This window comes from Streptomyces sp. NPDC091289, from assembly GCF_044757365.1.
GTDB lineage: Bacteria > Actinomycetota > Actinomycetes > Streptomycetales > Streptomycetaceae > Streptomyces.
The window spans coordinates 11,276-30,458 of the sequence record NZ_JBIVUT010000036.1 but is presented as its reverse complement, the minus strand read 5'-3'; the positions used below and the strand labels follow the sequence as shown (position 1 = coordinate 30,458).

12 protein-coding genes are annotated in these 19,183 nt (G+C 73.8%); all 12 read right to left on the bottom strand.

Features of this window, described 5'->3' with window-relative positions; translation table 11 throughout:
• Nucleotide 1 precedes the first annotated feature (1 nt).
• Nucleotides 2-976: an ABC transporter substrate-binding protein gene (locus ACIQPT_RS35090; protein ID WP_401162059.1), complete on the bottom strand. Its 975-nt coding sequence runs from the start codon at nt 974-976 to the stop codon at nt 2-4.
• Between the two features lies 1 nt (nt 977).
• On the bottom strand, nt 978-2,963 hold the full coding sequence (locus tag ACIQPT_RS35085) for an ABC transporter permease (protein ID WP_401162057.1): 1,986 nt from the start codon (nt 2,961-2,963) through the stop codon (nt 978-980).
• A complete protein-coding gene (locus tag ACIQPT_RS35080) occupies nt 2,963-4,150 on the bottom strand; it encodes a glycine betaine/L-proline ABC transporter ATP-binding protein (protein WP_401162055.1) in 1,188 nt (395 codons plus the stop codon). Before ACIQPT_RS35080 ends, ACIQPT_RS35085 begins: the two co-directional genes overlap by 1 nt.
• A complete protein-coding gene (locus ACIQPT_RS35075) occupies nt 4,147-5,760 on the bottom strand; it encodes a GMC family oxidoreductase (protein ID WP_401162053.1) in 1,614 nt (537 codons plus the stop codon). Before ACIQPT_RS35075 ends, ACIQPT_RS35080 begins: the two co-directional genes overlap by 4 nt.
• A 98-nt stretch (nt 5,761-5,858) precedes the next feature.
• Entirely contained in the window at nt 5,859-7,361 is a 1,503-nt protein-coding gene (locus ACIQPT_RS35070) for an aldehyde dehydrogenase family protein (RefSeq protein ID WP_401162051.1), read from the bottom strand.
• A gap of 210 nt (nt 7,362-7,571) precedes the next feature.
• Nucleotides 7,572-9,365: an HEXXH motif domain-containing protein gene (locus ACIQPT_RS35065; RefSeq protein WP_401162049.1), complete on the bottom strand. Its 1,794-nt coding sequence runs from the start codon at nt 9,363-9,365 to the stop codon at nt 7,572-7,574.
• 68 nt (nt 9,366-9,433) lie between these two features.
• On the bottom strand, nt 9,434-9,625 hold the full coding sequence (locus ACIQPT_RS35060) for a hypothetical protein (RefSeq protein WP_247705258.1): 192 nt from the start codon (nt 9,623-9,625) through the stop codon (nt 9,434-9,436).
• Nucleotides 9,626-9,729: 104 nt separating this feature from the next.
• Nucleotides 9,730-10,869 (bottom strand): caspase family protein, encoded by a 1,140-nt coding sequence (locus ACIQPT_RS35055; RefSeq protein ID WP_401162048.1) that lies wholly within the window; start codon nt 10,867-10,869, stop codon nt 9,730-9,732.
• Entirely contained in the window at nt 10,866-12,032 is a 1,167-nt protein-coding gene (locus ACIQPT_RS35050; RefSeq protein ID WP_401162046.1) for a hypothetical protein, read from the bottom strand. Before ACIQPT_RS35050 ends, ACIQPT_RS35055 begins: the two co-directional genes overlap by 4 nt.
• A gap of 97 nt (nt 12,033-12,129) precedes the next feature.
• Nucleotides 12,130-16,581: an FxSxx-COOH system tetratricopeptide repeat protein gene (gene fxsT / locus ACIQPT_RS35045; protein ID WP_401162045.1), complete on the bottom strand. Its 4,452-nt coding sequence runs from the start codon at nt 16,579-16,581 to the stop codon at nt 12,130-12,132.
• Entirely contained in the window at nt 16,581-17,663 is a 1,083-nt protein-coding gene (locus ACIQPT_RS35040) for an AAA family ATPase (protein WP_401162043.1), read from the bottom strand. Before ACIQPT_RS35040 ends, fxsT begins: the two co-directional genes overlap by 1 nt.
• Complete coding sequence (locus tag ACIQPT_RS35035; protein ID WP_401162041.1) at nt 17,660-19,177, bottom strand: hypothetical protein; 1,518 nt, start codon at nt 19,175-19,177, stop codon at nt 17,660-17,662. Before ACIQPT_RS35035 ends, ACIQPT_RS35040 begins: the two co-directional genes overlap by 4 nt.
• Between the last annotated feature and the right edge of the window lie 6 nt (nt 19,178-19,183).

Sequence of the window (19,183 nt, the reverse complement as noted above, 5' to 3'; positions counted from 1 at the left end):
GTCAGTCCTGCGGAAGCCACTTCTTCCAGACGTCCGGGTGACGCTCGATCCAGCGCTCGGCCGCCTCCTGGGGCGTGAGCTTCTGCTGGGCGATCATCTCGGAGACCTCGTTCTGGTCCTTCTCCGACCACTGGAACTTCTTCAGGAACGCGGACGCGTCGCCACCGCGCTCGGCGAAGTCGGCGTTGAGGAACTTCTGCAGCGGCGTCGTCGGGTACGCGCAGTCGATGTCCGCCGGGTCCTTGGCCGCGCACGCGTCCGTGTACTCGGGGAGCTTCACCTCGACCATCGGCACCTCGTTGAACAGCCACTGCGGCTGGTACCAGTAGCTGAGGAAGGGCTTCTTCTCCTTGGCGAACTGCTGGATCTGGGTGATCTGGGCCGCTTCGGAGCCGGCGAAGACCACCTTGTAGTCCAGGTCCAGGTTCTTCACCAGCGCCACGTCGTTGGTGACGTAGGAGGGCGAGCCGTCCATCAGCTGGCCCTTGCCGCCGCTCTCGGCGGTCTTCAGCTCCTCGGCGTACTTGTTGAGGTTCTTCCAGTCGGTGACGTCGGGGTGCTGGTCGGCCCAGTACTTCGGGACGTACCAGCCGATGTGGCCGGTGACCCCGAGGTCGCCGCCCCGGACGATGGTCTTCTTCTCGTCGACGTACAGCTTCTCCTGGTCCGGGTGGCCCCAGTCCTCCAGGATCGCGTCGACCCGGCCCTGGCTGAGGGCGTCCCAGGCGGGGACCTCGTCGGTCTGCACGAGGTCGACGCGGTAGCCGAGCTTCTCCTTGAGGAGCTGCTCGGCCACGGCGACGTTCGCCTGGGCGCCGACCCAGGACTGGACGGAGAGCGTGACCGTCTTGACCCCGGCGGGGGCCGCGAACGGGGAGGCCTGCTTGGTCATGTCGGCGGCGCCGCAGCCGGCCGTGGCGAGCAGGGCCCCGGCCGAGGCAAGCGCCACGAGCAGGCGGGTACGGGAGCGGTTCATCTCAGCTCTCCTGTCGCTGGCGGCGGGTGGTGGGCTGGGTGACCCGGTCGAGCATCAGTCCGAGGCAGACGATGGCCGCTCCGGCGACGAGACCGGTGGCCAGGTCGCCCTGGGCGAGGCCGAGGACGACCTCGTAACCGAGTGCGCCCGATCCGACGAGTCCGCCGATAATGACGACGGCGAGGACCAGGACGACCGCCTGGTTGACCGCGAGCAGCAGCGAGGGCCTGGCCAGCGGGATCTGGACCTGGCGCAGTTGCTGGCCCGGGGTCGCGCCGAGCGAGCGCGCGCACTCCATCGCCGCCGGGTCGACGCCCCGCAGGCCCTGGGTGGTGATGCGGATGACGGCGGGCAGCGCGTAGATGACCGCTGCCGCGGCGGCGGGGGCGCGGCCGACGCCGAAGAGGGCGACGACGGGGATCAGATAGACGAACTGCGGCATGGTCTGGAAGACGTCCAGGACCGGTCGCAGCAGCCGTTCCAGGCGTTCGCTGCGGGCCGCCCCGATGGCGACGCCGAAGCCGAGGACCAGGGTGACCGCGACGGCGGCGAGCACCTGGCTGAGGGTGTCCATCGAGGGCTCCCACACGCCGAGTACGCCGATCGCGGCCATGGCGAGGACGGCGGTGGCGGCGGTGCGCCAGGTGCCGATGGTCCAGGCGAGGGCGGCGACGATGAGGAGGACCGACCACCAGGGCAGTCCGGTGAGCCCGCTGCGCAGCGGGTTGAGGATGCCGCTGGTGAAGTGGGAGGCGAGGTCGGCGGTGCCGCCGACGACGGGCACCCCGGTGTAGAGGTGGTCGACCATCCAGTCCTTGGCGGTGTTGACCGGTCCGGCGATGGCCACGGTCACGTCCTCGGGCCAGACCCGGCCGTCGGTGGCCCGTCCGACGACGGCGACGGCCGCGGTGACCACGGCGGCCAGGGCCCAGCCGCGCCAACCGCGCAGCAGGGCCGGGCCGGTGGGCTCGGTTCCGATGCGGCGTCCTGCCGCCTCCGTCGTACGGTCCAGCACGACGGCCAGCAGCACGATCGGGATGCCCGCGGCGAGGGCCGCGCCGACGTCCACGGACGACAGCGCCTGGTAGACGCGGTCGCCGAGGCCGCCCGCGCCGATCACGGACGCGATGACGGCCATCGACAGCGCCATCATGATGGTCTGGTTCAGGCCGAGGAGCAGTTCCTTGCGGGCCAGCGGCAGCCGGGCGCTCAGCAGCCGCTGGCGGCCGGTCGCCCCGAGCGAGGCGACGGCCTCCATGACGCCGCTGTCCGCGCCGCGCAGTCCGAGCGCGGTGAGGCGGGCCATCGGCGGAGCCGCGTACACGACGGTGGCGAGGACGGCTCCGGGGACGCCGATGCCGAAGACCAGCACCACCGGGAGCAGATACGCGAACGCCGGCAGCACCTGCATGGTGTCGAGCACCGGGCGCAGGATGCGGAACGTGCGGTCGGAGAGTCCGGCGGCGAGGCCGAGAAGAAGGCCCAGTACGACGGAGGCCAGGACGGCCACGACCATCAGCGCGAGCGTCTGCATGGTCGGCACCCACATGCCGAGCAGCCCGCAGACCAGGAACGAGACGGCCGCGGTGAGGGCGAGCCGGATCCCCGCGACGCGCCAGGCGACGGCGGCGGCGAACACGGTGACGCCCGCCCAGCCGAGGGCCAGGAGGACCAGATAGACCCCGCGTACGGACAGCACGACGGCGTTGCTGATGTGGCCGAAGAAGTAGAGGAACAGCGGGTGGCTGTCGCGGTTGGAGACGATCCAGTCCGTCACGTCGCCGAGCGGCGCGGACAGGTCCGCGGTCAGCGCGTCCGGCCAGATGCCCCCGCCCCAGCGGCTGTGCACGACGGGAACGACGACGACGGCGACGAGCGCGAGCAGCAGGAGCTTCGCCGCTGCCGGGCGGTCGCGCAGGGCGGCCAGCGGCCCCCGGCGCGCGCCCGCGGCGGCGGGGCGGACCGGGGTGGCCTGTGCGGTGGCCATCAGAGGGTCACCTCGCGGGAGCCGTCCGGCGCGTCCGGCGCTTCGTCGGGGGCGCCTTCGGAGGTGTCGGACGCCTCCGGGGCGGCGGAAGCGGTCGTTCCGGCGACGACGTCGAGCAGGCAGGCGTGGTCGACGACGCCGACGAGCCGGCCGCCGTCCATCACCCGGGCGGCGGGGTCGCCGGAGCGGGAGACCGCCTCGATGGCCTCGGAGACGGTGGCGTCGGGGCGTACGGCCGGGCCGCGCTCGCTCTCCCCGGCGAGGGCGGGCCGCATGGCGGTGGCGACGGTGAGGACCTGCTCGCGCGGCACGTCGCGGACGAACTCGCGGACGTAGTCGTCGGCGGGCGAGCCCACGATCTCCTCGGGGGTGCCGAGCTGGACGATCCCGCCGTCGCGCATGAGCGCGATCCGGGTGCCCAGGCGCAGCGCCTCGCTGAGGTCGTGGGTGATGAAGACCATGGTGCGGCCCTCCTCGCGGTGCAGCCGGACCACCTCGTCCTGCATCTCGCGGCGGATCAGCGGGTCCAGCGCGCTGAACGGCTCGTCGAAGAGCAGGACGGACGGGTCCACGGCGAGCGCGCGGGCGAGCCCGACGCGCTGCTGCTGGCCGCCGGAGAGCTGGGACGGGCGGCGGTCCTCCAGACCGGCGAGGCCGACCTTCGCCACCAGCTCGACCGCCTTGGCGCGGCGCTCCGCCTTGCTCAGGCCCTGGATCTCCAGGCCGTAGGCCACGTTGTCCACCACCGTGCGGTGCGGCAGCAGCCCGAAGTGCTGGAAGACCATCGCGGCGCGGTGGCGGCGCAGTTCGCGCAGCCGGGCGCGGTCCATCGCGAGGACGTCCTCGCCGTCGATGGCGAGGGTGCCGCTGGTCGGCTCGATCAGCCGGGTCAGACAGCGTACGAGGGTCGACTTGCCGGAGCCCGACAGGCCCATGACGACGAAGACCTCGCCCTTGCGGACGTCGAAGGAGACATCGCGGACGGCGGCGGTGCAGCCGGTGGCCTCACGCAGTTCGGCGGGCGGGAGCGCGGCGTGCTCGCTGCCGGGGATCCGGTCGGCCTTGGGGCCGAAGACCTTCCAGAGGTTGCGTACGGAGAACACGGGGGTCTCCGTGTCCCCGGCGGTCCCGGCGGCCCCGGCGTTCTCGGCGGGCTCGGTGGCCTTGAGGGTCTCGGTTCCGGTCATCGGACATCGCCTCCGGTGCTGGTGCTGGTTCCGTCGGCCGGCGCGGTGTCGCGGGCCTGGTCGACGAGGAGTTCGGCGCACTTCTCGCCGACCATGAGGACGCCGATCATCGGGTTGACGGCGGGCATGGTCGGGAAGACGGACGCGTCGGCGATCCGGATGCCTTCCAGGCCACGGATGCGCAACTGCGGGTCCACGACGGCCTCTCGGTCGTCGGATGCGCCCATCCTGCAGGTGCCGGCCGGGTGGTAGACGGTGTGGGCGACCTTGCGGGCGTACTCGCTGATGTCCTCGTCCGAGGTGACCTCGGGCCCGGGGCAGACCTCACGCTTGAGCCAGTGGGCGAGCGGTTCGGTGCGGGCGATCTCGCGGGCGAGCTTGATGCCGTCGACCAGGGTGCGGCCGTCGTAGTCGTCCTCGTCGGTGAAGTAGCGGAAGTCCAGGGCCGGCTTGACCTCGGGGTCGGCGCTCGTGAGGTAGAGGCGGCCCCGGCTGCGCGGCTTGGGGATGTTCGGCGTCATCGACACCCCGTGCTCGGGCTTCTCGTAGCCGAGCCGCTCCGGGTTGTCGGTGAACGGGATCTGGTAGAAGTGGAACATCAGGTCCGGGCCCCGGGATTCGGGGTCGCGGCGGACGAAGAGTCCCGCGTCGGAGTCCATCGCGGAGTTCTCCGGGATGGGCCCGTCGGTCTCCCAGACGATGACGGACTCGGGGTGGTCGAGCAGGTTCTCGCCGACGCCCGGAAGGTCGTGGCGGACGTCGATGCCCAGCGCGGCCAGGTCCTCGCGCGGACCGATCCCGGAGTGCATCAGCAGCCGGGGCGTGTCCACCGCGCCCGCGCAGACGATGACCTCGCGGGCGGCGCGCAGCAGGATCTCCTCGCCGTCCTTCGTACGGACGTGTACGCCGGTGGCGCGGGTGCCGTCGAGCTCCAGGCGGTACGCCCAGGTCTCCAGCAGGATCCGCAGGTTGGGCCGGTCGCCGGCCTCGATGTGCGGGTGGAGATAGGCGACCGAGGCGGAGGAGCGCTTGTTGTTCTCGGGGTGGTAGGCCAGGTCGAAGAAGCCGACCCCCTCGTGGAACGGCTTGCGGTTGAAGCTGTCCACACGCGGCACCCCGGCCGCCTCCTGGGCGGCGTCGACGAAGTCGCGGGCGATGGCGTTGCGGTCCTTCTCGTCGACCGGGACGATGTTGTTGCGCAGCTTGGCGAAGTACGGGTCCATCGCGGCCGCGTCCCAGCCCTCGGCGCCCGCCTCGGCCCACTCGTCCCAGTCGCCGGGCAGCGGCTTGAAGCTGATGAGGGTGTTGTGCGAGGAGCACCCTCCGAGCACCCGGGCGCGGCTGTGCCGGATGTGGGAGTTGCCGCGCGGCTGCTCGGTGGTGGGGTAGTCGTAGTCGAGGTCGCCACCGAGGAGGCCGAGCCAGCGGCGCAGGGTGAGCACGTCGTCGCGGTCGATGTCGGTGGGGCCGCCCTCGATGACCGTGACGGTGACGTCCGGGTCCTCGGTGAGCCGGGAGGCGATGACCGAGCCGGCGGTGCCGCCGCCGACGATCACGTAGTCGGCCACGGGGCCGTCGGGGACTGCGGTGCTGCGGGGGGTGGAAGGCATCGGTCACTGCTCCTTCTGCAAGGTTCGTGCGTGTACGTGGTGCTGCGAACAGCCGGGCGGGACCGGACGGCGGGTGTTCCGTCCGGTCCCCGCAGGCGTCAGCCGGCGAACCAGCGCTGGGGACGCGGGTTGAGGTTCTGGTAGATGTGCTTGGACTCGCGGTACTCGGCGAGCCCCGTCGGACCGAGCTCGCGCCCCGTGCCGGACTTCCCGAAGCCGCCCCACTCGGCCTGCGGGAGGTAGGGGTGGTAGTCGTTGATCCAGACGGTGCCGTGGCGCAGCCGTCCGGCGACCCGGCGGGCCCGGCCCGCGTCGGTCGTCCAGACGGCGCCGGCGAGGCCGTAGTCGGTGTCGTTGGCCAGCGTGATGGCCTCTTCCTCGGTACGGAAGGTCTCGACGGTGAGGATCGGGCCGAAGGTCTCCTCGCGGACCACCCGCATCTCGCGGTGGCAGCCGTCGAGGACGGTCGGCCGGTAGAAGTAGCCGCCCTCGGGCCGTACGTCGTTGGGCTTCGGGCGTTCGCCGCCGGCCCGGACGATCGCGCCCTCCTCGCGGGCGGAGGCGACGTACATCTCGACCTTGGCGAGCTGCTGGGCGGAGACGAGGGGGCCGCACTCGACGCCCTCCAAGGTGCCCCGGCCGAGGCGGATGGCGTCGGCGCGGCGGGCCAGCTCGGTGACGAACCGCTCGCTGATGGTGTCCTGGATGATCAGGCGGGCGCCGGCCGAGCAGACCTGGCCGCTGTGGAAGAACGCGGCGTTCAGCGCCTGGTCGACGGCGGTGTCGAAGCCCTCGTCGGTGGCGCAGGCGTCGGCGAAGACCACGTTGGGGTTCTTGCCGCCGAGCTCCAGGGCGACCTTCTTCACGGTCGGCGCGGCGGCCTGGGCCACCTTCGTACCGCTGGCGAGGCCGCCGGTGAAGGAGACCAGGTCGACGTCGGGGTGCTCGGAGAACCGGGCGCCCACCGGGTCGCCCGCGCCGGTGACGAGGTTGGCCGCACCGTCGGGGAGACCGGCCTCGGAGAGCAGCTTGATCAGGTGGACGGTGGAGAGCGGGGTGACCTCGCTGGGCTTGAGCACGAAGGTGTTGCCGGCGGCGAGGGCCGGGGCGATCTTCCAGCTGGCCTGGAGGAGGGGGTAGTTCCAGGGGGCGATCAGGGCGCAGACGCCGACGGGCTCGTGGACGACGATGCTGTGGACCTCGGGGTCGCCCGCGTCGACGACCCGGCCGCCGCTCTCGTTCATCACGAGGTCGGCGAAGTAGCGGAAGGCGTTCGTCACGTCGTCGACGTCGACCCGGCCCTCTTCGAGGGTCTTGCCGGTGTCGCGGCTCTCGGTGATCGCGATCTCCTCGCGGTCCCGCTGGAGCAGCTCGGCGACCCGGCGCAGCAGGCCGGCCCGCTCGGCGACGGGCTTGTGCGGCCAGGGGCCGTCGTCGAAGGCGCGCCGCGCCGCCGCGATCGCCGCATCGGCGTCCTCGGCCCCGCCCTCCGCGACGACGGCCAGGACCGTGGCGTCGGCGGGGTCGAGGACCTCCCGCGTCGCGCCTGATCCGGCGGCCCGCCAGGTGCCGTCGATGTGGATGGTATTGAGCGCCGACATGTCGATTTTCGCCTTCCGTGCCTGAAATGCCCCCTCCGGTTTCGGCCGGGGCGCTGCGCGGTGGACCGGGGTACGGCGCACCAGCGGCCTGGACCCCTCCCCGGTACGGCGGAATGTATGCCGAGAATTTCACTCAGAGTGATACGACTCACGCGCGGCGGCCTCTTCGGGACGCTCCACGGGGCTCCGTGCGGGGCGGCCCGGGTCTGGTCAGGCGGGTGTTTCCGGGCTCGCCAGCAGACGGGCGGCCCGCTCCCACACCGCGGGACCCTCCCCCGCGACAGCGGCGGCGAACCGCTCCGGGCGGGCGAGGAGCCGCCGGTGGCCGGGGTGGAGCGCGGTGTGCGCCAGCAGCCAGCCCGCCAGGAGGTGCGGATCCCCCGGTGCGTCGGCCCAGCCTTCCCGGTACTCCTCCCGCGCCGATGCGGCCTCGCCCCGGACCAGCAGCAGATCGGCCCGAAGTGGTGCGAGGTCCGGTGCGAGGTCCGGGCGGAGGTAGAGCGCGCCCCGCACGTCCTGCCAGTGGGTGCGCTCCTGGGCCGGGACGAGCCGGGGAGGCCGGGCCGGCGGGAGCGGAGCCCCGGAGCGCAGCGCCGCCGCCAGTCCGGCGCGCTCCTCGTCCCCGCACCGCAGATGGCGCAGCCGCCACTCGGCCCGGTGACCGGCCGCCGCCGCACGGGCCCGCGCCACGGCCCGCCCGTCCACCGGTTCGCGCAGCCAGCCGTCGACGGTGCGGGTGAGCCCGGCGACCAGCCGGCGGCCGGGGCCGGTGAGCGCGGCGCGGGTCGCCAGGGTCCGCAGGACCGTACGGGTCTGGAGGCGGCGGAGCGCGAAGCGGAAGGGCGCCAGGTCCAGCGGATCGGCCGCCCGGTCCCCGATCCGGTCCCGCCAGAATCCGGCGACGCCGACGAAGGCGTACGCCCCGTGGAGGAGCCCCGGCAGATGGCGCGGGTCCGGACGCCAGGGGGCGTAGTGCTCCTCGGTGCGGTCGTCGTCGAGCATCGCGAAGAGGTGGAGCAGCGCCCCGAGCTTGCTGTGCTGGAACTCGTGGACCATCGACTCGGCGAGCGCGGCGCCGTTCGGCGGCTCCGCCACCACCATGGAGCCGAACGCGTCCGCGGTGGAGGCGCTGAGCCCCTCGACGGGACCGTTCGGCAACCGTCCGGGCCAGGGCACGATGCGCCTGACCTCCTCGGGGCGCAGGGCGCCCGGACCCGTACCACGGGAACGCGGACCGGGGCCGGAGGCGGGTCCGAGGAGCGCGACCGCCTCGGTGAAGAGGCTGTGCCAGGTGCCGAGTTCGCGCGGAGTGAGCCGTCGGGGCGGGATCGGCCGGTCGAGGTCGCGGTACGGGTCGATGTCGTCGAGGGCGACCTCGGGCCCGCCCGGCCGGACCGGCAGCCGGTGTGTCGGCCACCACAGGGCGCTCGGAGGCGCGGTGAGCGGCCGCAGGGTCAGCGCCGTCGCCCCGGTGCCCCGTCCGGCCGGGAGGAGGAGCAACTCCCCCTCCCGTACCCGCGCGTGGACCGGCTGGAAGCCCAGCAGCGGAATGCCCGGCAGCCGGGCGAGGCCCAGCGTCGGAAGGGCCACCGCGCCCTCCCTCGCGGGCACGACGAGCTCCGCCGCCGTCCCGGCCCGCAGGGCGGCCACCACCGCGACGCCGGCCAGGTGTCCGGTGTCCACCCACAGGGGAGGGCCGGCGGAGGTCCCGTGCAGTCGGCGCAACGTGTGGGCGAGCCAGCTTCCCACCTGCGGACTGAGCAGCAACTCCTCGACGCAACCCAGCTTTCGGGCCTCGGCCCGTTCGACGGCCCGCCAGATGGAGCCCAGGTCGGCGGGGCCCAGGAGCGCGGGCCGCTCCTCCAGCCGGTCCAGCAACTCCCGCAACAGGACGAGGCGTCGGGCCCGCTCCCCCTTCATCAGGAAGCCGACGGCCGCCACCGAACCACCGCCCGAGGCGAGTTCGTCGAACCAGTGGCCGGGCATCCGCATCGGTCCGTGCACCCGCGCTCCTCTGTCGTGGTCCCGACGTGACCTGTGGGAACCCGCTTCCGGGGAGGGCCGCACAGCGCTCAGTCGGCGCGGGCATCGGGAGGGCCGCTGCCGGCCAGTGTGCTGATACGCGCTCTTCGGATCTCGTCCAGCAGACGTTGTCCGGGCGCGGGAGCGAGGGCACGCACGGTGGCGACGCCCACCTCCGCGAGGTCCGCCACATCGGACTCCAGGTAGTCGGCCGGATCACCGGCCGATGCCGTCTGCTGCAAGGCCTTTTCCCCCTTTTCGGTCCGGCGGCACACCATGCCACCCGTCCCTTCCCATCATGACGAATGAGCCGCCTTCCGGAAACCCGTGCGATCACGCCGTACGATCACGGACCCGGCGGACCGGTCCGGCCCTCGGCCAGGAACTCCCGCAGGGCTTCCGCCAGTTCGGCGGCCCTGCCGGGGTCGTCGTCGAGCAGGGTGACGGCCCGGTAGAGGTCCCAGGGGCCCTCCGGACGCCGCCGCACCGTCCGCAGGATGCCCAGGACGTCCGTACGGGGCACCGCGTGCCGCGGCATCCGGGCCACCAGGACCGGGTCCAGCTCCGCGACCATCGTCTGGCGTTCGTCGCGGTCGCCCATCAGCGGATAGGCGAGGAGCGCTTCGACCACCCGGACCAGCCCGCCGCCCGTCCGGTCGGGTCCGGGGCGACCTCCGTTCGTCGGCGGCGGGGTCGCCGGACGGCCGGGCAGATGCTCCGCCTGCCCGGGGCGGTGGAGCTGGAGCGTGGGGAGCTGGGTGCGGCTCGCCTCGGCGCGCAGCCGGTCGAACCGGTTCCGGACGGCCGCGAAGAGCGCCTCCGGGTCGGGGGCCGGACCGCCGGGCAGGGCGGCCAGCTCGTGCAGAAGGATGTCCGAGAAGACGCCCAGCCCACGTACGGGGTCGTTGGCGGCGCGCTGCCCCCGGTCGGCGGCCAGCAGCACGTTCTGCCGGTGCACCCGCTGTCGCTGCCCGGCGGGGAGGCTCCCGTCGGGGATCGTGACCGCCGGGCGGTGGCGCTCCTCGAAGGTCTGGCAGGCGTCGACGACCCAGTTCTGCTCCGCGAAGCCGGGCAGGACATCGCTGCTCAGGCGGCGCCGGGCGGACTCCAGGTCGATGTTGCGCCGGTCGGCGTCCGTGGCGTCGGCGCAGTAGAGCCGCAGGTGTTCGTCCCGGTCCAGGACACCGTGCCCGCCCCACCAGACCCAGAGCACGTCCCCCTGCCGGGCGGGCAGTTCATGGACCAGGACCCGCCGCAGGGTCTCGTGGTCGGCGCCCCGGTGACCGGCGACGGCGTCCGTCCCCTCCGCCGGGTCGAGATGCAGCAGGATATTGGCGTCCGGCACGCCCGTGGACCGCAGCCAGTCCCGGAAGCGCAGCGCGTCGCGGACCGGCCCCGGCAGCGTCCAGTGCGGGCCCGCCGCATAGGCCTCGACGCCGACGACGAGCGCCACCACACGTGCCGGGTCGACACCGCCCGCGCTCACGGCAGCCGCTCCGCGATGGCGCGGTAGACGGCCGGATCGGTCCAGTAGGCGCTGTGGGCGGCGGGGAACGGCTGCCGGTTGTCGGTCGCGATGTCCTCGGCCCGGCCGGGGAACAGCGGTGCGGCGGCGAAGCCGAGCAGGTCGCGGCGGTCGTGGACGTTCAGCCAGGCGGGGACGTGGGCGGGCAGCGGCTGAGGGTGTTCGAGGTGGGGCAGTGCCCCCGTCTCGTACAGGAACGGCCCCTGCGAGCCCACCGTGACCAGCAGCCGGACGCCGGGCAGCGGGGCCTCGATCAGGGTGTCGAGGGCGATGATCCCGCCGAGGCTGTGGCCGAGCAGGACGACCGGGGACTCCACGGCGGCGGCCAGCTCGCGCAGCGCGGCACGGAGGGGGCCGCCCCGGACGAGGAACGTGAGCACGTCGCCCGCCGCCGGATGGGCGGCCCCGGTGAGGGCCGCACGGCGGCGCACCGCGTAACGGGAGCCGAGCCGCAGCACGGGCCGGGCGGCCAGGCGGCCCACGCGCCCCCTGCTGGTGCCGGGCGCCGCGCCGCCGAGCTCCTGGGCGATCCGGTCCACGGCGGCGTCGCGGGTGGCCCCGTCGGGGATCACCGGCGCGTCCTCGGCGAGGGCCGCGCCGATCACGGCGGCGACCAGCGCACGGGCCAGGAGCGTCGCCAGGGCTTCGGGGTCCACGGCTTCGGCGGCCGGGGCGAGCAGAGGACTACGGGCCAGGGCCGCGGCCCGCGCGCCGAGACCGGGGCCCAGCTCCGGGGCGGCCGCCTCGCCCCGGGCGGCCAGCTCCGCCAGCCGCTCCCGGAACTCCTCGTCGGGGAAGGCCGCCCCCGGCGGTATCTCCCCCGAGGGGCCGCGCGCGGCGGCGAGGGCCAGCTCCGCCTCCGGGTCGCGGTAGAGGCGCTCCCAGGCGGCGGCCCCGTCGTCCCCCTCGTCACCCTCCGCGTCCCGTTCGGTGGCTCCGGCCCCGTCGTCCGGGATGCTCGCCCCGCCCGCGGCGAGCCGGGCCCCGTACCGCTCGCCCCAGTCGAGCGGCACGACCCGCACGCCCGGGGCGACCTCGGCGAACGAGGCCGTGACCCGTGCGTACAGGGTCGCGGCGTGCGGTGGCCGCACGCCCGTGCCGTGGATGAATATGACCGTGGTCATGCGTCGCCCCCGTCAGTGGTCTCCCGGCCCGCCGGTCCGGGCCGGGTCCCGTGGTCCGTCCGGACCGGGCGTCGGAGACCCGGCCCGGTCCGTCGCCTCACAACGGAATCACCGGCACGTCGTACTCGATGCGCTGATGCAGACGGGCCGAGGTCCGCCACGGGTGCTGATCCCCCAGGACTCGCGTCAGGCCCTCCACCGCCCGGGCGTTGAGCCGGTCCGCCTCCGCCGGGCGGCCGAGTCCGCGCTGGTCCAGGGAGAGGTTCGCGACGCAGACGAGGGTGAAGGGATGATCCTCGCCGGCCACTTCGGTGAGCAGCGGCAGCGTGGCGCTGTCCACCTCCAGGGCGCCCGCGAAGTCCAGCCGGGCGTAGTGGTCGTTGGCCCGGCCCAGCGCGGCGGCCAGCGTGTAGACGTGCCGCTCCCCCAGGTCCGCCCGGAGCCGGGCCCCCGCGACCGTGTCCAGCCGCTCGGCCTCCTCCACCTCGCCCATGGCCCGCAGGGTGGCGGCCACGTTGACCATGGCGCACAGGGTGTACGGGTGGTGCTCGCCGAAGATCTCCCGGTAGCGGTCGAGGATCTGCCGGCCGAGGCGCCGGGAGTCCTCCAGCCTGCCCGCGATCCTGCGGTCGACGACCGCCGCCAGGGCGGCCCCCAGGGTCTCCGGGTACTCCGCGCCGTACCGGGTGGTGAAGCGCTCCAGGATGTCCTCGACCAGCTCTGCCGCCCCCTCCAGGAACCCTGCCCGGCGTCGGCAGATGGCGAGGTTCAGCGCGGCCCGGATCGTCGCCGCGTTGGTGGGGCCGAAATGGGTCCGGTAGGTCTGGTACGTCGACTCCTGCAGGACCCGGGCACCGGGGAAGTCGCCCGCCTCGCGGGTGTCCACCGCCAGGGCGCTCAGGGTGTTGAGGGTGAGGCCGCTGGTCGGACCGTAGAGCAACTGGCGTTGCCTGGCGGTCTCCTCGTCGATCTCCTTCGCCCGTCGGAAGTCGCCGTACACCCGCAGCGAGACGCCGTAGCTGTGGGCCGCGTTCAGGGTCGTCGGGTCCTCGGGACCGTAGAGGCCGCCCGACCGCTCGAAGGCCTCGGCGCTCAGCTCGCGGGCTGCGGCGAAGTCGCCCCGGTAGCGCAGCGAACCGGCCATCTGGAGCATCGAGTCGATGAGCTCCTCCTCCGGGATCGGAGCGCTGCGCGAGACCTCCATGGCCTGCTCGCTCAGCGCCGCGGCCTCCGGAATCCGGCCGAGGTGCTGGAGGTAGAAGCCGAGCATCTTGGTGATCCGGATGACGTGCAGGTCCTCTTCGGCCGACTGCTCGCTCCAGGCCTCCCACGCCCTTCGGGTCAGGTCCTCGCCCGCCTCGTGGGCGCCCCAGTAGTAGAGGAAGGTGACCATGTCGAACACCAGGTCGCGCACCCAGCCGTCGGAGCTGCCGACCGCGTCGGAGGCGATCACATGGGGCAGCAGTCCGAGGTAGGCAGGCCACTGTTCCGGTGAGGCGGGCAGCCCGGGTTTGGCGGTGGTCAGGAGCAGGTGGGCGGCGTTGCGCATCGTCTCCCGCTCCTCCGGATCCAGCCGGGCGACGATCACGTTCTGCATCAGCCGGTGCATCTGGAGCGTGCCGGCCTTGTGGTCGAGGCGCACCAGCGAGAGCTTGCTCAGGTCGCGGGTGGCGCGGGCGAGCAGCAGCGGGTCGCGCAGCACCCGGTCCAGCTCCGGGGTGATCTGGACGTTGCGGCCGCCGCGGAGCATGTTCAGCGGGATGGGCTCGGGCGCCATGCAGGCGCAGATCTGGAGGAGTTGGCGGGCGGCCGGGTTCTCGGCGGTGAGCCGGCCGAGCGAGATGTCCCAGACCGCGGCGACGGGCAGCGGGTAGTCCGGGGACGGGGCCAGTTCGAGGATCTCGGGGCGTCGTTCGTCCAGCAGTTGGAGGTACTCGTCGACCGGCATACCGGTGGCCGCGTGCCAGGCGCCGGCCTGTTCGACGGCCAGCGGCAGATCGCCGAGCGCCTCGGCGAGCCGGCCGGCGTCATGGGTGCTCAGTCCCCGGGCCCGGCGCTGGAGCAGCGAGATGCTCTCCTCCCGGTCGAAGACATCGACGCTGAGAGGGGTGGCGACCCGTTCCCACTCCCGGTTGCGCGAGGTGACGATGATCTTTCCGGGGCCGCCGTTGGGGAAGTACGAGCGCACCGCCTCGATGTCCTCGGCGTTGTCGAAGACCAGCAGCCAGTTGTCAAAGGGCTTGCCGGTCCGCAGGGCCTCGCGGACGGCGGGGACGGCGGTGTTCGCCTGCGGCCCGACCTCCAGGCCGAGGCCGGCCGCCAGCTCGGCGAGCGCGGCCAGGATCAGACTCTCCTGCTCGGCCGGGATCCACCAGATGACGTTGTACTCGCCGCTGTGGCGGTAGACGTACTCCACCGCGATCTGCGATTTGCCCACGCCGCCGAGGCCGTGCAGCGCGTGCGGGAGGACCGCCGTCGTCTCGTCCTCGGTCAGCTGCCGCTCCACGGCCGCGAGAAGGGACTCACGGCCGGTGAAGTTGGGATTCTTGGGCGGTACGTTGCCCATGATCCTCGGCTGGCCCGAACGGGCGACGCGTGCTTCCGGCGGTTTGACTTCCATCTCCTCGCGAGCCCTCCGGGCGGTGTTGTCAGCTGGTGCCGAGGTGTCAGCTGCTGGGGGTGTCGTGGGCGGCACGGGTCCTCCTGGTGAAACGACGCTGTCCGGTGGCAGCTTTGCCCAATTCGCGGCGTTTTTCATCGGTTCCGCACCGATCTCACCCGGCCGGGCAGGCGGGCCGCCCGACGAGCCCACCAGGCGGGTGGCCACCCTGGCGGCCCGGCCGGCGTAAGGGCCCGCCAGCGCTCGCAGGACGGCCAGTTCGATCCGGAGCCAGGGGCGGGCCCCGGGCTCCGCACCGGGGAGGGCGGTGCGCACCGGGTCGTGGAGGGCCGCGCGGAGCCGCGCGCCGTGGCCCTGCCCCGTACGCAGCTCCGCCAGCAGGCCCACGGTGCGGGCGAGTTGGGTCCTGGTGCTGGTGGCGAGCAGCGCTTCGCGTACGTCGTCGGCGAAGTCGGGCCCGCCCTCGGCGTCGGTGTCCCAGTCGATCAGCCCGCCCATCATGACCTCGGCGAGGTGTTCGGGCCCGGCGTCCGGCAGGGCCACGTCGCGCAGCTCGTCGATGACGGCGAAGTCCAGCGGGGCGAGGGCGAGCAGCACGGCGAGCTGCCGCGCCAATGGGCTGGCGAGCGAGCGGAACCGGCGTACGGCGGCGGCCGCCGCCCGGGGGCCGTCGACGACCGGGGTGCGCAGCCCGGGGGCGGAGGCCCCCTTGGCCATCGCACCCGCCAGGACGACCGGCAGCGTTCGCCGCACCCCGCGTTCGCCGGTCACCAGGTCGGCCCAGGCGCGGAAGGACCCGGCGCGCACGCTGAGCACCGGTACGGGCACGGTGTCGTCGTCCGGTTCGGGCAGCGGGCGGACGGGGTCGTGGGCGCCGAGCGGCGGGCGGCAGTGGAAGCGCCGGTTCGGCGCGCCGAAGCCGCCGGCGTCCAGTTGGGCGCGGAAGGGGAACAGCGAGGAGCGGTGGCGCAGGTAGGGCGGCAGGAGGTGGACGAGCGCGGTGGGCCCGCCCGAGGCGAGCCGTTCCAGTAACCGGTCGGCCCCCGTGCCCGCCCAGCCGTGGGCGAGTCCGTCCGTGACGACGAGGAAGAGCCGCGAGCTCCGGCCGTCGAGCAGTTCGGCGGGGTCGCCGTCGCGTCCGCCGGGCCAGCGGAGCGCGGCGTCTCCGTCGGCGGTGGGCAGGGTCACCCCGACGGTGCGGACATCGCGGAAGGCCCCGCTGCGGGTGGCCTCGTCGGCGATCTGCCGGACGGTGCCGTGCCACGGCGGCATGGTGGGGGCCCGGTCGACGAGGAGCACCAGGTCGAACGCCCGCTCGCGGTCGGGGAGGAAGTAGGGGATCCACAGCCCGTCGGTGAGCCCGTGCTCGGCGGTGGACTCCTCGTCCAGGGCGCTCCGACCGCCGGTGGGCACCCGCCGGCCCAGCCCGCGCAGGGACCTGGCCAGCCGCAGCGGTGCCGTCCGCACGGCCCGGCTTCCAGGGCCCGGCAGCCGGTCGGGGCCGGTGCGCGTGCGCTCCTGGACGGTCCGGATCTCCCGCTCGTACGCCGGTGGCCCCGGCAGTCCGGAGACCCCGTGCACGGTGTCGGGCGCGGGGTCGGGACCGGGGTGGGACGGCGGGTCGGGGACCGGGGCGAGCGGGGGGTCCGGGGCTTCGGCGGGCGGCGGGCCGCCGGGCGACGTGTGGGCGGTGCGGGGCGCGTCAGGACGCCGTACGGGATGGGGAGACCGGTCCGGGGCGGTCCCGGCGGTGCGGAGGGCGTCGAGCCGGGCGGCGGCGAGCCAGGCGGCGTCGGCGAGCTCCGTCCAGTCGGCCCCGCCCGAGTCGTCCGGGCCGCCGTCCTCGGGTCGGTCGCCGGTGGCGCGATCGGGGGAGCCGGCCGGCACGGACGCGGGGTCCGGAGCGCGCTCCCTGGGCAAGCCGTTCATCAGCGGCCCTTCGAGAGGTCTCGGAGGAGCATCTCGACGAGTTTACGCCCGTCGGCATCGGGTTGAAAACCGCCCGCGGTCGTGAGCTGGACCGCGTTGAGCAACTGGTCGATCGACTGGGTGCCGCCGCCGCGCAGCCGGTTCTCGAACTCGTCCACCAGCGCCTCGACGCCCTCGGGGCGTTGTCGCAGATGGCTGACGACGATGCCGATCAGCTGCTCGCGGCCCGGGGGTTCCATCTCCAGGGGAAGGCAGCGGCGGCGGAACGCGGCGGGGAACTCCCGTTCGCCGTTGCTGGTGATGACCACGACGGGGAACTGCGCGCACTCGACCCGGCCGCCCTCGACACTCGCCGTGCCGCGCGGGTCGTCGGTGAACACGGTCGCCGACTCCTCATTGCTGCGCACGAGTTCGGGGATCTCGTAGCTGCCGTTCTCCAGGACGTGCAGGAGGTCGTTGGGCAGGTCGATGTCGCTCTTGTCCAGCTCGTCGACGAGCAGTACCCGGGGGCGTTCGTAGGCGAGCAGGGCGGTGCCGAGCGGGCCGAGGGTGACGAAGTCGCCCAGCGCGGGCGGCTTTTCACCACCCGCGACCGGAGTTCGGTCGCCGGCTTCGCCGGTGTCCGCGTCGGCGGCCCCGGCCGCCCGCCAGGCCGCGATGGCCTGGGCGCGACCGATGGCGTCGTACGCGTACAGGCCGTCCTTGAGCGTGCTGCGGCTGACGACGCTCCAGGGCAGGACCCGGCCGAGCCCCAGCTCACGGGCGATCAGATAGGCCAGGGTGGACTTGCCGACGCCCGGTGGGCCGGTGATGAGCAGGGGGCGGCGCAGCAGCAGGGCCGCGTTGACCGCGTCGATCTCCTCGCGGCGCAGTTGCGGGCCGTCCTGGATCCGGCCGAGGCGGCGCTCGGCGGCGCGGTCGTCCTCGGGCGGGGGCGGCTGGACCGGTCCGCCGGGGAACGTACGCCAGGGCGGCGGCGCGGGCAGCTCCGGCGGCTCGCCCCCGGGCGCCTTCCCGGTCGCGTGGAAGACCCACCATGGGGGCGGCGGCGACGGTGGTCCGGCAGGGGTCTGTCCGGTCATGCCGACAACAACTCCTCACGATCGACCAGTCGGTACGGGTCGTCCCAGAAGAACGCGATGTGCCTGCCCACCCATAGGGGGCCGTCCTCCTCGATCTCCGCCCCCATCCTCAACCTGTTCACGGTTTCCGGCAGTTGTACGTACGGATGCCCCAGAAGCAGGGTGAGCAGCTCGCTGGACTGCGAGGTGCCCTCCGGCCTGCGGTCCCAGGCGGCGAGACCGATGCCCTCGACGACGGCGGTCTGCAGCGCCTCCAGGCCGTGTCCCTGGACCGCGGGGGCGTCGAGGATGACCGCGGTGAGCGAGTCGTCGCCGGCGAGGTGGGCACGCCAGCGCTCGAAGCCGTGCCGGTCCGCGGCCTTCCAGCGGTGGGTGGCCGGGGCGGGCGCGGTCCGCAGCCGGTCCCAGCGGGCCTGCCAGCGGCGCAACTGCCCGGCGTCGCCGCGCATCCGGTCCAGGCTGCGCAGATGGACCCGGTAGCGCATGCCGATCGGCCAGGGCCTCGGGGCTCTGGTACCCAGTTCCAGGCGGGCCATGTCGTGGTTGAGCAGGTCGAAGGGCAGCAGGAACTCGACATGGACCGGAACCTGTTCGCCGATTGCGGGGCTGTCGGCCCACAGCGCCTCGCCCCGCTCGACGGCGCGTTCGACCGCTCCGGCCAGGGTGTCCAGGGTGACGGTCTCCACGGTGCCCGGTTCCGGCCGCCAGTAGCCGGGGGCCCTGTTGATCCAGTGCCGGACGAAGACGTCCGGGGAACCGTCCCGGGCCGGATCGACCATCACGACCAGGCACCGGGGGACGGCCGGGTCGGGGGCGGCGGGCCGCTCCAGGCGCTGCCGGCAGCCGGCGAGCGCCTCCGGGGCGCCGGGGATCCCGGCCCGGGCGTCCCCGGCGGCAGCGGCGGGGTCTCCCACCGCCCACCGGTCCACCCATCGGCGCAGCGGTGTGCCTCGCTCGGCGGCGAGGACGGCGACTGCCTCGACCAGGACGACGGCGGCCGGGAGCCCGTCGGCACGGGCGGCCATGTCCTGTGCGTGGTCGAAGAGTTCGGCCGGTGTTCCGCTGTCCGGGAACTCCCCGGGCAGCTCCTCGGCGAGGAGGGCGCGCAGCTGTGCGCCGTCGATGTCGGCGGCCTCGCCGAGCAGTCGGCGTGCCTCGCGGGCGACGCTGTCGGCGAAGACGGGCGCGGGCCAGGGGCGCGGCCGCTCGTCCTCGGTCCGGATGCCCGCCTCGGCGGCGATCCGCTCGGCGTCGTCCTTGCCGGAGACGGCGCGGATCGCGTAGATCAGCGCCTCGGGGCCGCCGGGCCGGTGGATCACCTTGCGGACCACATGCATCATGTCGATGCGGGGGGTGCTGTCCGGGTAGGTCAGTTCGATGTCGAGCCGGTACGCCACGGCGCCCACGAACTCGATCCGCTGGGTCCGGTCCTTGACGCATTCGAGCAGGGTCAGCTCATCGACCAGGGTCTGTGCCAGGTCCGGTCCCAGGTGCCCGTGCGGGACAGCGTTCATCGCCGA